12 protein-coding genes are annotated in these 13,895 nt (G+C 70.1%); 4 read left to right on the top strand and 8 right to left on the bottom strand.

What is annotated here, in order from left to right; genetic code table 11:
* Positions 1-54 precede the first annotated feature (54 nt).
* From ACWKZU_RS18035 to ACWKZU_RS18010, 6 genes are read right to left on the bottom strand one after another with little or no spacing between them, the layout of a single operon-like run.
* Complete coding sequence (locus ACWKZU_RS18035) at positions 55-780, bottom strand: hypothetical protein (protein ID WP_449283722.1); 726 nt, start codon at positions 778-780, stop codon at positions 55-57.
* Positions 777-1,676 carry an arginase family protein gene (locus tag ACWKZU_RS18030; protein ID WP_449283721.1) on the bottom strand — a complete coding sequence of 300 codons (900 nt, stop codon included), beginning with the start codon at positions 1,674-1,676 and terminating at the stop codon, positions 777-779. The genes ACWKZU_RS18035 and ACWKZU_RS18030 overlap by 4 nt, the downstream gene beginning before the upstream one ends.
* Positions 1,677-3,263: an ATP-binding cassette domain-containing protein gene (locus tag ACWKZU_RS18025; protein ID WP_449283720.1), complete on the bottom strand. Its 1,587-nt coding sequence runs from the start codon at positions 3,261-3,263 to the stop codon at positions 1,677-1,679.
* The gene (locus ACWKZU_RS18020; RefSeq protein ID WP_449283719.1) at positions 3,260-4,258 is read right to left on the bottom strand and encodes a branched-chain amino acid ABC transporter permease; all 999 of its coding nucleotides are present in this window, start codon (positions 4,256-4,258) and stop codon (positions 3,260-3,262) included. Before ACWKZU_RS18020 ends, ACWKZU_RS18025 begins: the two co-directional genes overlap by 4 nt.
* A 49-nt stretch (positions 4,259-4,307) precedes the next feature.
* Positions 4,308-5,330, bottom strand: a complete 1,023-nt coding sequence (locus ACWKZU_RS18015) for a branched-chain amino acid ABC transporter permease (protein ID WP_449283718.1) — start codon at positions 5,328-5,330, stop codon at positions 4,308-4,310.
* A complete protein-coding gene (locus ACWKZU_RS18010) occupies positions 5,327-6,577 on the bottom strand; it encodes an ABC transporter substrate-binding protein (RefSeq protein ID WP_449283717.1) in 1,251 nt (416 codons plus the stop codon). Before ACWKZU_RS18010 ends, ACWKZU_RS18015 begins: the two co-directional genes overlap by 4 nt.
* A gap of 141 nt (positions 6,578-6,718) precedes the next feature.
* On the opposite strand from ACWKZU_RS18010, the gene ACWKZU_RS18005 reads away from it, so the two are divergent.
* Positions 6,719-8,278, top strand: coding sequence for a PucR family transcriptional regulator (locus tag ACWKZU_RS18005; RefSeq protein WP_449283716.1), 1,560 nt, complete (start codon positions 6,719-6,721; stop codon positions 8,276-8,278).
* A gap of 64 nt (positions 8,279-8,342) precedes the next feature.
* On the opposite strand, the gene ACWKZU_RS18000 is transcribed toward ACWKZU_RS18005, so the two are convergent.
* Positions 8,343-9,821, bottom strand: a complete 1,479-nt coding sequence (locus ACWKZU_RS18000; RefSeq protein WP_449283715.1) for an aminotransferase class I/II-fold pyridoxal phosphate-dependent enzyme — start codon at positions 9,819-9,821, stop codon at positions 8,343-8,345.
* Between the two features lie 73 nt (positions 9,822-9,894).
* On the opposite strand from ACWKZU_RS18000, the gene ACWKZU_RS17995 reads away from it, so the two are divergent.
* Positions 9,895-10,899: a LysR family transcriptional regulator gene (locus ACWKZU_RS17995; protein WP_449283714.1), complete on the top strand. Its 1,005-nt coding sequence runs from the start codon at positions 9,895-9,897 to the stop codon at positions 10,897-10,899.
* Here ACWKZU_RS17995 and ACWKZU_RS17990 read toward each other — a convergent pair.
* Positions 10,826-11,455: a TetR/AcrR family transcriptional regulator gene (locus ACWKZU_RS17990; RefSeq protein WP_449283713.1), complete on the bottom strand. Its 630-nt coding sequence runs from the start codon at positions 11,453-11,455 to the stop codon at positions 10,826-10,828. The genes ACWKZU_RS17995 and ACWKZU_RS17990 overlap by 74 nt on opposite strands.
* A 154-nt stretch (positions 11,456-11,609) precedes the next feature.
* Here ACWKZU_RS17990 and ACWKZU_RS17985 point away from each other — a divergent pair, with 154 nt between their 5' ends.
* Together ACWKZU_RS17985 and ACWKZU_RS17980 are read left to right on the top strand one after the other, a co-directional pair.
* Positions 11,610-13,361, top strand: a complete 1,752-nt coding sequence (locus ACWKZU_RS17985; RefSeq protein WP_449283712.1) for an amidase — start codon at positions 11,610-11,612, stop codon at positions 13,359-13,361.
* 262 nt (positions 13,362-13,623) lie between these two features.
* A partial coding sequence (locus tag ACWKZU_RS17980) for an S-layer homology domain-containing protein (RefSeq protein ID WP_449283711.1) occupies positions 13,624-13,895 on the top strand: 272 nt, incomplete at its 3' end.

Here is a 13,895-nt window from a genome sequence, read left to right as displayed (position 1 = left end):
CTCGTTCTTGTCTTCCTGTCGGTCGCCGATGCCCGGTGGGACGCGGAGCGCCCCTCAGAACGGGCGGCGATGCCCGGCGCTCATCGCGAGGGCCACCATCGTCGTGAAGTCGTAGACGGGGAGTCCGGTGCGCTGCTGCGTCTCGGCGGCGTAGGCCGGCAGAGCGGCGCACTCGAACAGGATCGCGCCGGCTCCGCTCCGCCGCAGCGCCTCGGCGGCCGACACTACCTCCTCGGCGATGGCGGGGCGATCGAGTACGTCACCCGGGCCGAACATCGTGTAGTGGAAGCTCGGCGCTTCCTCGAGGCCCGCGATCAGCAGGGGACTCCGTACGCCCGGGAACTCCCGGCGCAGGAACGGCTCGGTCAGGGCGCGTGAATCCGCGGTCACGATGCCGATCGGCGCGGTGTCGCCCAGCATCGCCGCGATCATGGGCAGCTGCAGCAGACTCGACAGGAGCACCTGCGTTCCCGGAAGCGCCCCCGCGACCGCCGACTGGTAGCGGATCATGAAGCCGCAGTTGCTGGTCACGATCCCCGTGCCCTCATCCCGGAGGGCCGCCGCCGCGGCGACGACGGCCCCTTCGAATCCGCGGTCGGCATCGGCGAGGATCGCGGGCACGCTGAGCCCGGGCACGTGCCGGTACAGGGTCGGTGCGTCGAAGGTCGCCGCATGCCCGACGTCCCCCGGTATGAACGGCGAGGCGAAGTCGAGACTGACGACCCCGACCTCGTAGCCGTAGGTGCGGGCGCCCTCCCGTCGCCGGAACACGCCGTTCATGCCCGCCGACGCTCCCCGCCGAACATCGCGAAGTAGTAGCAGAGGTAGGCCGCGAGGTTGGAGGTCTGGTCGTTGTGGTCGGTCATCGGATTGACCTCGGTCACCGCGAAGCCGTCGGCGTAGGGTGCGAGCGCCTTCACGAGCTCGATGCCTTCGCGCGAGGTGAGCCCACCCGGTTCGTGCGCGCCCGCACCCGGGGCGTAGGCGGGGTCGATCGTGTCGATGTCGAAGCTGAAGAACAGATGGTCGGCCGGGCGCACTCGATCGAGGATGCGTTCCACCGCCGCCTCGATCCCGATCCGCGAGAACTCCAGGGCGGGTATCTGGGCCGGCCCCGCCTGCCTGATGAACTCGAGCGAGGAGGGGAAGTTGAAGTGCCTGAGGCCCAGCTGGATGGTGTGGCGGTGGTCGACGCGGTCGAGCTCCAGCGAGCGGCGCATGCCGCTCGACTGGCTGTAGCTGCCCTGCCTGCGATTGTGATCCATGAGGTCGAGGTGGGCGTCGAAGTGCACGACGGCGACCGATCCCGCGACGGCATCGTGCAGTCCCTTGACCCCGGCGTACAGCAGACAGTCGTCTCCCCCGAGCAGGATCGGGACTCGGCCGTGCCTGACCGTGTCGGACACCGCCGTCGACGCGGCGTCGAGGGTGGCCATCAGGTCGTGCGGCACCACATCCACGTCGGGGAGATCGATCCGGAGATCGGGTGCAGGGCGGAGTTCCTCCGTCTCCACCGAGTAGACCTGGCCGCTCTCGGCCCGCATCGTCATCCAGCCGAGCGCCTCCCGGATCTTGCCCGGGGCGTAGCGGGACCCCGGCCAGCCGAGGGTCGCCGCTCCGTCGTAGGGCACGGCGACGAGGTCGAAGGATCGGGGGCTGCCTGCTGCGTGGTTCATCTAGTCTCCTTCTGAATCGGTGGTCGTGTTCGGTGCCGTCCCGCTGCCGGCGCGCAACGACCCGAGGTAGAGCTCGATGACGCGCTCGTCGTGCAGCAGTGCGGGGCCGGTGCCGGTGAGTGCGACGCGTCCCTGCTCGAGCACGTAGGCGCGATCGCTGATGGCGAGGCACTCGCGGGCGTTCTGCTCGACGATGAGGACGCCGACACCGGACTCGGCGATCCGCTGCACCTGCTCGAACGCGAGCTCCTGCGCAGAGGGGGAGAGACCCGCCGACGGCTCGTCGAGCAGAAGGATCCTCGGTCCGCCGATGAGCGCGCGAGCCATCGCGACCGACTGGCGTTGACCGCCCGAGAGCGACCCGGCGAGACGGCCGAGCAGGGGTTCCAGCACCTCGAAGCTCTCGAGCACCTCCGCGATCCGGGCGTCGGTCTCCTTCGGCCGGGCGTAGCCCCCCATGCGCAGGTTCTCCAGCACGGTGAGGCTGGGGAACACGTTGCTCGACTGCGGGACGTAGCCGATCCCCCGATCGACCCGCTGGTGCATGGCGAGCCGCTCGATCGGTTCGCCGTCGAGAGCGATCTCGCCCTCGCTCACCCGCACCTCTCCTGCGACGGCCTTCAGCAGCGTCGACTTGCCGGCCCCGTTCGCCCCGATGATCGCGACGATCTCGCCGGGACGCACCTCGGCCGAGACGCCGTTGATGATGGGGTTCCCCGGCTGATAGCCGGCGACGATGCCGTCGACGACCAGCTTCGGCGGTTCCGTGCTGGTCGAGATCGAAGCGCCCGGCACGGTGAGCGGCGTCCCCGCGCCGCCCCTGCCCAGGTAGGCCTCCACGACGGCGGCGGATGAGGCGACCTCGGCCGGGGTGCCGTCGGCGATGACCGCGCCGCCGCCCATGCAGACCACGTAGTCGCTGAGATTCATGATCGCATCCATGTCATGCTCGATGAACAGGATGCTGAGACCCTCGTCCCGCAGCTCCACGAGGTGCTGCATGACGGTCTCCCGCAGCGCCGGGTTGACGCCGGCCAGAGGCTCGTCCAGCATCAGCAGCTTCGGCTCCAGCATCAGGGACCGGGCGATCTCGAGGAGGCGGCGCTGACCTCCGGAGAGGCCCGCCGCATCCTCGTGGCGCTTCTCGAACAGCCTGACTCGAGCGAGCAGCGCCTCGGCGCGCGCGATGTTGGCATGCTCCTGGGGGCGCCACGCGGGCGACAGCGCGGCGAGCGCGAGGCGCTCGCCGCGCTGCTCGGGTGCGGCGAGCAGGAGGTTCTCGAGCACGCTCATGCCGGGTACGAGGCGCGTGAGCTGGAAGCTGCGAACCAGCCCTGACCGGGCGATCCGGTAGCCGGGCGCGCCGGTAATGTCCGTTCCCATGAAGCTCCAGGAGCCGGAGTCGGCTCGCTCGAAGCCGGTGAGGATGTTGAAGAGCGTGGACTTGCCGGCGCCGTTCGGGCCGATGAGGCCCGTGAGCCGGCCGGCCGGCACCGCGAACTCCGCGACATCCACGGCTGTGACGCCGCCGAAGGAGCGGCTCACGGCGGTCGCGGTCAGTATCGGGTCGGGAAACGTCGTCGTCACGCTGCCACCCTCGCTTTCATCCGGGGAGCACCGCTCCTGACGAACAGCCCGTTCGGGCGGAAGACGATCGCGAGGATGAGCACGATTCCGACGAGCACGTAGCGCATGGCACCGGCCTGCTCCTGTCCGAACCAGCCCCCGCTCGCGCTCGAGAGATTCGCGATCCCACGCAGCACTCCGTCGGTCATCGAGATGATCAGCCAGAACACCGCGGCCCCCAGGATCGGGGTGAACACCCTCGCCCTGCCGCCGAGGATCACGATGGCGAACAGCAGGAAGGTGGTGGTCGCGGCGAAGTTGTCCGGGTTGACGTTCTGCTGGTCGACGGCGAGGATGACCCCTGCGACGGCGCCCAGCAGCCCGCCGATCAGCATCACCTGCACCTTGACCAGGAACGTGTTCTTGCCGAAGCTCGTCACGAGGGACTCGTCCTCGCGCACACCTGCGAGCTGACGCCCCCAGGGCCCGCGCAGCAGGAGCCACAGCCCCAGCGCGATCAGTGCGACGAGCGCCCACGCGAAGGCGAGCAGCCAGAGAGTGCGACCGCTGACGATGACGGGACCGAGCGCATACTGATTGGCGGGGAAGGGGCTGAGCGCGTAGAACTCATCCGCGAAGCGCTGGATGCCGTAGACGCCGCCGGTGAGCGGCTGCGCCCAGCTGGAACGGAGTACGAGACGCAGGATCTCGGCCGCTGCGATGGTGGTCATCGCCAGATAGTCGGCCCGCAGGCGAACGGTCGGCAGCGCCACCAGCAGTGAGAACGCGCCTGCCGCGAAGAGCGCCATCAGGATCCCGAGCCAGAATCCGCCGCCGAGGCTCACGGTCACCGCGAGCCCGTAGGCCCCGGCTGCCATGCTGCCGGCGAAGCCGAGATTGATGAGACCCGCGAAACCGAACTGCGGGTTCAGCCCGAGCGCGGCGATCGCGTATGCGGCGCACGTGGGGGCGAGGACGGCCCGCAGGCCGTCGATGAGGATGCTCACGCCGTCCATGACGGGCCCTCCGTTCCGATGGGCGCGATGACCGGGCTGGATGAGAGGGTCATCCGACGCGCTCCTTCCGCCCGAAGAGTCCCTGGGGACGGATGAGCAGGATCAGCACGAGCAGCGCGAGAGCGGTGACGTACTTCAGTTCGGCTGGGATCCAGAGGGTGCTGGCCTGCGTCGCGATACCGATGAGTGCGCTGCCGATCACCGCGCCGAGCACGGTGCCGAGCCCGCCGAGGGTGACACCTGCGATGACGAGCAGCAGCAGCTGATTGCCCATGTCCCATCGCACCTGTTCGACGAGGCCGAGCAGGACACCCCCGAGTGCGGCGAGGGCCGAGCCGATCGCCCAGACGAGGGTCAGCTGCCTGCCGGTCGCGATGCCCGTCGCGGAGGCGAGGGTGGGGTCGTCGGCGACGGCCCGGATCGCCTGGCCAGAGCGGGTGCGTTTGAGGAACAGCGCGAGGAGGCCGAGCGCGGCGAGGCAGATGACGATGGACCAGAGCGCCTTCGGGGTGATGTCCACCCCGCCGAATCTGATGGGGTTCTGCACCGCGAATTCGGTGTAGGACCGGCCGCTGCCTCCCATGAGCGCCAGGAAGAGGTTGCGCAGCGCGATGCCCAGGCCGATGGCCACGACCAGGGTGCTGATGGTGCCGACCTTTCGCGCTCTCAACGGCCGCCACAGCAGTTTCTCGCTCGCGATGCCGAAGACCGCTCCGAGTGCCACTGCGACAAGTGCGGCGGGGATGAGCGGCAGGCCGAGTCCCGCGTTGAGGAACAGAGCCGCGCCGGCGCCGAGGGTGGCGAATTCTCCCTGCGCGAAGTTGAAGATGCCGGTGGTGGAGAAGATCAGCGAGAGGCCCACGCCGATCAGCGAGAGCACCAGACCGAGACGGAGCCCGTCGATCGCGCTCTGCAGTGTGGGACCGACTCCCTGCGTGATGGCGCCGAGGACCAGGAGCAGCAGGACGATGCCGCCGACCGCGAGGATCCGAGCCGTCGCCCGACTGCGGCGCTTCGGCGACTCCGGGCCCGCACCGAGTACCAGGGTCCTCGTCGGACTCGATGCGCTCATCGGTTCTGCGGCTCGCGCACGGTGTCGACCGTCTCGGTGGCGCCATCGGCCTGCATCACGAGCACGTCGTAGAGACCGGTCGTGGGCTCCCCGGCATCGCTGAACAGCAGCGGCCCGGCCGCGCCGACGTACTGCACGTCCGCGCCCTCGGCGATCCTGGCCTTGCAGTCGGCGTAGTTCGTGCACTCCTCGCCGTCGTTGGTGAGCGCGATCAGCTCCTGGGAGAAGTCGGCGGGGTCGGATGACCCGGCCTGCTCCATGGCCAGGGCGCTCAGCACGGCGCAGTCGTAGAAGTACGGGGTGAAGGCCGTGGTCTCGAGATCGGGGTTCTCCTGCAGCAGGCGCTCCGAGAACGATCCGCCTTCGCCGGAGGACGCCTGCGTGAAGGTCATGCCCTCGAGGACCGCCGGGTCGGAGGGGTCGACGGACTCGGCGAGGGAGGAGATCGGCATCGCGTCGGTGCCGTAGAGCTTGACGTCCGCCGGCCCCGCGCCGGCCTGGATGAGGCCCTGCAGGATCTTCGCGCCCTCGTCGAAGGCGAAGACGACGATGGAATCGGGCTGCGCCGCGACGATCGAGCGCACCTCCGCGTCGAGGTTCGTGGCGTTCGGATCGTAGTCGACGCGCTTCGCCACGGTCATGCCGGCCTCGGTGATGGCCGTCTCCGTCGAGTTGGCGATGCCCGTCGCATACGAGTCGCTGCGCGAGATGATGGCGACGTTCTGGCCGCCGTCGTCGGCGATCCGCTGAGCCAGGACCGCGCCCTGGAGGACGTCGGAGGGCACGGTGCGGAAGTAGAGGCCGTTGTCGGGGTACTCGCTGAGCTCGGGTGTGGTGTTCATGCCCGAGCACTGCAGCGTGCCGCTCCCGGTGATCTTGTCGATGACGGAGAGCGAGATGGACGAGGATCCGGCGCCGATGACCACCGGCACCCCCTCTGAGAGCAGGCGGTCCACGGCCTGACCTGCGACGGCGGGATCGCCGGCCTCGTCGCCGCCGCTGAGGCTCAACTCGGCGCCCAGGACGCCGCCCGCCTCGTTGATGTCGGAAGCGGCGAGCTCGAGAGCCGCGATCTGCGGTGCGCCGAGGCTGGCGATCGGACCGGTCTGAGGGAGGAGCCAGCCGAACGTGACGCTCTCCTCGCTCGAACTCGCACCGCCGCTCTGCGAGTCGTCGACGGCGCAACCTGAGAGCAGGAGCGCGGCGGCTGTTGCCAGCAGCGCGAAGCGGCGTGTGTTTTTCGACATTGAAATCTGCCTCCAGGTCTGTGGCCGTGACGGGCCGGGATGGGCCCTCGATCCCCACCGTAGGGGACGCAATGATGCAGAGATATATACATTCACGACACCTGAAGGAATTGAAAACACTTTTCTGTATAAGATGTTGCCGTGCAGGTGACCGTCCGATCGATTCTGGAGATCCCCGATACGGGCCTCTCTCTGCTCGCCGGAGCCGCGGGCCTGGACTCCGAGGTGCGCTGGGTGCACGTGAGCGATGTGCAGGACCCGACTCCCTGGGTGCAGGGGGGCGAATTCCTGCTGACCACCGCGGTACGGCTCGGCTCGGTCGAGTCGATGGTCGAGTACGTCGAGAAGCTGCACGAGCACGGCATCGCGGGGATCGGCTTCGGCGTCGGCGAGGAGTCGTGGATGCATTCCGCGGTGCCGGAGCGGATGCGGGAGCGGGCCGACCGGCTCGGCATGCCGCTCATCGAGATACCGTTCGACACCCCCTTCATCGTGATCGCCGAGTACGTCGCAGCTCAGCAGGCCGCGGAGCGGTTCAGGGTGACCCAGCTCGCCTACCGCGCGCAGCAGCAGCTCACGCATATCGCGCTGTCCGGGGACGCGATCGGAGGACTCGTGTCGCGCCTCGCCGAACTCACCGGCGGGTGGGCGAGCGTCGTGGCCCCGAGCGGCCAGGTGCTCGAGGCCTATCCGGCCGCCGCAGCGCTGACGGATGCGTCGCTGCTGCCCGACCTGGAACGGGTGCGGGAGACGGGCACTGCCGTCTCGGTCTCGGATCGGACCGGAAAGCACATCTCGATCCACCCGCTGGGCGCGCCCGGGCGAGTGCGGGGCATGCTGCTCCTGGGCCAGCACGCCCCGCCCGACGCCTCCGAGCGGATGATCGTCGCGAGCGCGGCGTCGCTGCTCTCGTTCGTCCTCGAGCAGCGCCTCAGCCTGTCCCCCCAGCGCATGGCGGCGGCCAACCTCCTCGGAGACACGCTCCTCGACCCCGATACGTCCCCGGAGCGCTTCTCGCACGCGGCCGCCGGCCTCGGCCTGAGCCCGAGCATTCTGCTGACGCTGGCCAGAGTCTGGATCCCCAATACGCCTCCGGAGAGCGTGATCGGCAGACTGCACGACGTGTTCTCGCCGCGCAGCGGCACGAGCATCGCGGTACAGGACCGGACGTTCCCGGGCGTCTACTCCCTGATCACGGTGAGCAGCGCTGAGACCGAGCAGGAGTTCGAGCGCCTGTCGGAACGCTTCGAGAGCACCGCCATTCGGATCGGCATCGGCGAGCCGGCCCGGCTCTCGCAGCTGCACCTCGCCTACAACCAGGCCGCTCTCGCCCTCTCGCACGCCAGGCGCCGGAACGAGACGCACATCGTGCACTTCCGCGAGTTGCGCTACTACGACCGGATCATCGGGCTCGCGCCGCCGGCGGCGCTCTCCACCTTCACCGCCACCGCACTCGCGCCTCTGGAGAAACTCGAGTCGAGCGGGCAGCACGATGCGCTCATCGACACTCTCCGGGCCTTCCTCGCGCATCACGGCCGCTGGGATCCGGCAGCGCGACAGCTCGGCATCCACCGGCAGACCCTCGTGAAACGCGTGGCCCGCATCGAGAGCCGCCTCGGCGCCGACCTCGACTCGCCGGACATCAGGATGGGTCTGTGGTTCGCATTGGCCGCCCGGGACGCGGCACGATCCTCGGGTTAGCGGTCCGCACCGCCCCCGCAGGTGCGGCATGCCGAGGCTCGCATCGGCGCCCCGGCGGCCCGCCTCACCGGGCGACGACCCGGAATGTCCGGAGTGCCGCGTCCATCGCTCCTCGCACGTAGCCGGTGGGCGACGCGGCGATGCCGCGGAGGAACGATACGACCTCTTCGCTCAGGATCTCGCCCGGCAGCACGTTCGGCACCCCGGGTGGGTAGGCGGCGAGGGAATCCGCCGATACGCGCCCCGCCGCGCGGTCGTAGGGCACCGCCTCGACCGGCGCGAAGAACGCCTCGTCGAGTCCCATGGCCCGCGAGCACGCAGCGGGGAGGGCGGTGGGCCGCCCGGGTTCCCCGTCGATCCGGGGCAGGGATGTCAGCGCCTCCCAGAACCTCTCGACGTCGACCGGGGAGGTCGCGCCGACGAGCAGGAGGAGCGCCGATGGCGTCGATAGCTCGCAGTAGATGCGGTGGTCGCGAATCAGCAGGTGCTGCGCCGCATCGCCCGTGATGCCGGCGCCGCGGGTATCGATCGCGATCTTGAACGGGTCGACGGCCACCACGTCGGGGGAGGCGAGGAGGTCGGGGGTCGCATCGCGGAAACGGTGATCCTCGTCCAGCAGTCCGCGGATCTCCTGCGCGCTCAGGAGCGCGCGTTCCACGACGTCGGGGCGGGTCACGATGAAGCGCCGGGCCTCGTCGATCGAGGCGAGCAGCAGGGCGCTGCTGCTGGTCGACTGATACGAGCGCACCACCCGATCCACGAGCGTCTCGATGCGGGCGGCGTGCTCGCCGTGTCCGAGCTGCAGGACGGCCGACTGGGTGAGGGATCCCGTGCCCTTGTGCGGGCTTGAAACCACGAGGTCGGCGCCGAGGCGCACGGCATTCGCCGGGAGGTCCGCGTGCAGTCCGAGGTGGGAGCCCCATGCCTCGTCGACGATGAGCGGAACGCCGTGGGCGTGCGCCACCCCGGCGATGGCCTCGATGTCCGCGATGGCGCCGAAGTAGCTCGGGGAGACGATGTAGACGGCCGTGCTCGCCGGGTGCTCGGCGAGGGCCGCCTCCACTTGAGCGGCGGTGACGCCGTGCGACGAGCCGAGTCCGGCATCGATGGCGCCGTGCACGAAGTGCGGGGAGAGCCCGACGCGAGTGAGGCCGTCGATCACGCTGGAGTGCACGCTGCGCTGCACGACGAGTTCCGGGCCGAGGCCTCGTGCGACCGTCGTGGCGATGTGGTTGCCCCCCGATGAGCCGTTGGTCAGGAACCAGACCCGGCTCGCCCCCCACGCCTCCGCCGCGAGTTCCTGAGCTCGCATGAGCGGAGTGGCGCGGCCCGGGGAGAAGAGCTGCCAGGTGACCTGATCGACCCCGCTGAACAGCATCGGGAAGTCGATGCCCAGTGCTTCTCCACCCACCAGCCGCGCGACTCCCGGGGCGTGGTCGGCCCGGCCCTGATGGGCGGGGACGTGCAGGCGCTGCCAGTCGTGCTCGGCGAGTGAACGCAGTGCGTCGGCGTAGGGGCTCTCGAATTGGCGGGGGGCGAACATGGGTTCAGCGTAGGGAGCCTCGGACCCCTGCGGTATATCAGGTTTTCATCATTTGTGACATAGTCTCTATTCCATGATGAATCTGCAGCAGTTCCGGGTGCTGCTCGCGGTCCGGGAGCACGGCAGCCTGACTCGCGCGGCCGAGGCGCTGCACTACGGGGTGCCGACAGTGACCCATCACCTGCGCGGACTCGAAACGCATCTCTGCGCCAAGCTCGTGGAGAGCGGCCGCTCGGGCACGCGGCTGACGCCGATCGGCGCCCAGTTCGCGGTGGAGGTCGAGGGGATCCTCGAGCGCCTCGACCGGGCCGAGCAGGCGGTGGCGGATCAGCGCGACGCCGGACTCGCGACGCTGAGGGTGGGCGCCTTCGCCTCGATCGGATCGCGGCTGCTGCCCGCTGCGATCTCAGCGCTCCAGCAGCGCACCTCGGTGCGCGTCGAGGTGGTCGAGGCCGAGCCGACCGAGGTGGTGCGATTGCTGCGGGCCGGCGAGGTGCACGCCGGTCTGATCTACGACGCCTCTGCCGAGCCGGCGTTCGAGGTGCCGGATCTCGCCCTCGAGACGCTGCTGTCGGAGCCGTACCGCGTGATGGTGGCCCGCGAGAGCGAGTGGGCGCGGAGCGAGGCGCTCGACTTCGCGCAGCTGGCGAACGTCGCGTGGCTGTGCAGCCGCAGCGACGACGAGGCCTCGGACCGAGTGCTGCGCCGGGTCTGCCGCGCGATGGGTCATCCCGTGCGCGCGCTCATGCGCACGGACGACCTCACCATGATCCACGGGCTGGTCGCCGAGGGCCTGGGGTGCGCTCTCACGACTGCGGCGGCCGTCGACACGGACTTCGACGTGGTGCTGCGCCCCACGGTGCAGGACCTCGGTGAGCGGCGCGTGATGTTCGTGACGCAGCGCAGCAGGATCCCCCCGGTGGTCCAGTGGCTGGGGGAGATCCTGCAGAGGGTGGTCGAGGACCGGGCGCGCCGGGCGCGGGCGGTCGGGATCGAGCCGCGGCTCAGCGGGCCGTCGGGAGCAGGCCCTGGGCGCGCAGCGCCGCCCGCACCGCCTCCTGCGCCTCGCGCGCGGTGAGCTGGCCGGTGAGCCAGCGTCCGGAGAGCCCCTCGACGAGGGCGGTGAGGATCAGCGCGGCGGTGTCCGGTTCGGTGCGGGGAGCGGCCTCTCCGAGCAGCTCCCGCACGGCGCGCTGCCAGTCCGCGGTCGAGCGCGCGACCGCGGCGGCCCGGTCGGCGTCGAAGACGGCGGCCGCGCGCAGCTCGTTCCACGCGGTGGACCCGGCGCGCACCTGCGGGTCGTCGCCGAACTCCGAGCACAGCAGCGCGGCGAGGCGCTCGCCCACCGGGGGCGCGCCGGGATCCCCGGCCCCCGCCGATGCGTCGGATGCACCCGGGGCCTCCGGCGCCGCGGCTCCAGCCGGGAGCACGGCCGCGCGCCGGGCCGCGCTCTCGTTGACGTGGTCGAGCGCCGATTGCAGCAGCCCGTCGCGGTCGCCGAAGTGATAGGCGAGCAGCCCGATCGACACCCCCGCCTCGCGCGCCACGTCGCCCATGCGGAACCCCCGCAGCCCGGCGCGCGCGATGACGCGTTCGCAGGCCTCGAGGATGCGCTCCCTCGTGTCGTTCGCCATGACCGCAGCCCCTTTCGCAGCCGATGATCCGTCCGGGCACTTGACACCCGGGCGTTCGCAACTGAAACTATTTTCAGGATACGTCGTGGGCGTCGATCGAGGCAATGGGCGGAGATCGATCGCCGGGCGACCGGAGCAGAGAGACGAGGAATCCATGGGCGATCGCACCGGAGCGTTCGAACTGATCGAGGCGAGCATCGAGGAGGTGCTCGAGGCGTTCCGACGCGGCGAGATCACGAGCACCTGGCTCACCGGCCGCTATCTGGCGCGCATCGAGGCCTACGACCGCGGCCCGGACGGGCTGAACGCGGTGATCGTACCGAACCCCGCGGCGCTCGAGGAGGCGGCGGAGTCTGATCGGCGCTGGCGCGAGGGCAGCCCGCGGGCGCTGGAGGGCGTGCCGTTCACGGTGAAGGACTCGTACATGGTCGAGGGACTCACCGTCGCGTCAGGGTCGCCGGCGTTCAAGGATCTCGTGGCGCAGTGGGACGCCTTCTCCGTCGCGAAGCTGCGCGAGGCCGGCGCGGTGCTCGTGGGCAAGACCAACATGCCGCCCATGGCCGACGGCGGGATGCAGCGCGGCGTGTACGGACGCGCCGAGAGCCCGTACAACCGCGACTACCTCGCCGCGGCCTACGCCTCCGGATCGTCCAACGGATCCGGCGTCTCGACCGCGGCGAACCTCGCGGTGTTCGGCATGGGGGAGGAGACGGTGTCGTCCGGCCGCAGCCCCGCTTCCAACAACGGTCTCTGCGCCTACACGCCGAGCTGGGGGATCCTGAGCATCCGCGGCAACTGGCCGCTGTTCCCCGCCCGCGACGTCGTCGTGCCGCACACCCGCTCCATGCCCGACATGCTGCGCCTGCTCGACGTGCTCGTGCAGGACGATCCGATCACCCGCGGAGACTTCTGGCGCAACCAAGCGGCGGTGGAACTGCCGAAGCCGAGCGAGCATCGACCCGCCTCCTACCTCGAGGTGCTCGGTTCCGGCGCCGAGGATCCCCTGCCCCTGCGGGGCAAGCGGTTTGCGGCCCCACGCATGTATCTCGGCGAGGATCCGGCCTTCCCGATCGCCGTGCGGCCGTCGGTGCTCGCCCTCTGGGAAGAGGCGAGGACGCGCCTGGAAGAGCTGGGCGCGGAGGTCGTGGTGACCGGCTTCCCGCTCATCGAGCAGTACGAGGGCGACCGCCCGGGGCAGGAGAACGTGGGCGCGCTGGGCGTGCTGCCCGACGGGTGGATGGACACCGAGTTCACCGACTTCCTCGCGTTCGGCTGGGACGACTTCCTGAAGGCCAATGCGGCCGGCCGCTCGGGGCGAAGCCCGGAGGACATCCCCGCTCCGATCTACTCGTCGCTCGCAGAGGTTGATCCGGACCGGATCTTCCCCCAGCCCCCCGGCACCCTGCCCGATCGCTACGAGGAGGTCGACGACTACCCCAACCGCTACCGTGCGACGGTGGCGTACGCGAAGGCGGGGATCCCCGATCCGCGCGAGCGCGCCGACTTCGCCGACGGCCTGCGCGCGCTCGTGCAGCTGCGCGAGCGGCTCTTCGAGGACTGGCTCGCCGAGCAGGGCTTCGACGGCGTCGTGTTCCCGGCGAACGCCGATGCGGGGCGCGAGGATGCCGAGCGGGATCCCGCCGCCGCCGACCACGCGTGGTCGAACGGCGTGTTCTTCTCGAATGGCAACTACGCGCTGCGGCACCTGGGGATCCCGACGGTCACGGTGGCCATGGGGGTCATGAGCGATATCGGCATGCCGGTCGGACTCACCTTCGCGGGCGCCGGCTACTCGGATCCGCAGCTGCTCGGGTACGCCGCCGCATTCGAGGCCGGCGGATCCGGCAGCCTGCGCCGCCCGCCCGCCTCCACCCCCGCCCTGCCGGAGGACCGCTCCGGAGCCTGAGCGCAGATTCGCGAGCGCACACGAATGGCCGCTGTCCCTCGGGACAGCGGCCATTCGTGCTTTGAGTCATCTACTGCTGCCGGCGAATGAGGAACCGACGGGATCACCTTAACATCAGATCTTTCTAAGGGGAACCTTATCTAGATATGATGTTGAAGTTCTGGTCGGATCCGGAGCCGGCGGGAGCCGTTGAGCGAGAGCGAGAGCGAGAGTCATGCGCGGTACGAGCAGCGGAACGGCCCCGGACCGGAGACGCCCACGGATGCGGGCGCTGGGCGCGCTGCTCGGCGCGGTCCTCATCGCGACGGGTGTCGTCGCCACGGCCCCGGTCGTCGCCTCCGCCGAGGCGCCCGCGGGCGCGCGCGTCGGCGTCGTGGACGGTCTCTCGACCCGCTCGTTCTCGGATGTGCCGCGTTCGCATCGGTTCTACGGGGATATCTCGTGGCTTGCGGGTGAGGGGATCACGACGGGGAATGCGGATGGGTCGTTCGCGCCGAAGCGTGCGGTGACGCGTGAGGCGATGGCGGCGTTCCT

It is taken from the genome of Leucobacter sp., from assembly GCF_053528595.1.
The sequence above is the reverse complement of the archived record's forward strand: the minus strand, read 5'-3'. Positions and strand labels throughout refer to the sequence as shown.

Coding starts and splice junctions, on each gene's coding strand:
- ACWKZU_RS17985 (WP_449283712.1), top strand. CDS start 11,610: ATGGGCGATCGCACCGGAGCGTTCGAACTGATCGAGGCGAGCATCGAG.
- ACWKZU_RS17995 (WP_449283714.1), top strand. CDS start 9,895: ATGATGAATCTGCAGCAGTTCCGGGTGCTGCTCGCGGTCCGGGAGCAC.
- ACWKZU_RS18010 (WP_449283717.1), bottom strand. CDS start 6,577: ATGTCGAAAAACACACGCCGCTTCGCGCTGCTGGCAACAGCCGCCGCG.
- ACWKZU_RS18000 (WP_449283715.1), bottom strand. CDS start 9,821: ATGTTCGCCCCCCGCCAATTCGAGAGCCCCTACGCCGACGCACTGCGT.
- ACWKZU_RS18015 (WP_449283718.1), bottom strand. CDS start 5,330: ATGAGCGCATCGAGTCCGACGAGGACCCTGGTACTCGGTGCGGGCCCG.
- ACWKZU_RS18035 (WP_449283722.1), bottom strand. CDS start 780: ATGAACGGCGTGTTCCGGCGACGGGAGGGCGCCCGCACCTACGGCTAC.
- ACWKZU_RS18020 (WP_449283719.1), bottom strand. CDS start 4,258: ATGGACGGCGTGAGCATCCTCATCGACGGCCTGCGGGCCGTCCTCGCC.
- ACWKZU_RS18030 (WP_449283721.1), bottom strand. CDS start 1,676: ATGAACCACGCAGCAGGCAGCCCCCGATCCTTCGACCTCGTCGCCGTG.
- ACWKZU_RS17990 (WP_449283713.1), bottom strand. CDS start 11,455: ATGGCGAACGACACGAGGGAGCGCATCCTCGAGGCCTGCGAACGCGTC.